General features: G+C 49.2%; 1 pseudogene. It reads left to right on the top strand.

Going from position 1 to position 329, the window contains the following annotated elements:
• Positions 1 to 213: 213 nt before the first annotated feature.
• Positions 214 to 329 (top strand): annotated as a pseudogene (locus EZM41_RS11000) (hypothetical protein); the annotation flags it as partial.

Here is a 329-nt window from a genome sequence, read left to right as displayed (position 1 = left end):
ACCTACCCCGATGTACTCGAAGACGGCATTTTTAAGCTCTTCTCGTGTTGGCCAACTTGTTCCTGCCCGAGCAATCTAGCCTTGAGTGTAGCGTAAAAGCTTTCAGCTACTGCAAGTAAAGCTTTAACTGCTTCTATGCTTCGTATTATGACCTTGGCTGTCCCTTTGTATATATTGGGAATGCTTCTTTCGTATTTAGAAATGATACATGGGAAATACATAGGGGCCTATGCTGCGGCGATGGGCGGGCTCGATGCGATCGTCTTCACGGCCGGCATAGGTGAGAACTCGGATGTCATACGCGCCAAGGCGTGCGAGGGTTTGGCCTT

The organism is Acetomicrobium sp. S15 = DSM 107314, from assembly GCF_016125955.1.
GTDB classification, from domain to species: Bacteria; Synergistota; Synergistia; order Synergistales; family Thermosynergistaceae; genus Thermosynergistes; species Thermosynergistes pyruvativorans.
This window is presented reverse-complemented; position numbering and strand designations above follow the sequence as displayed.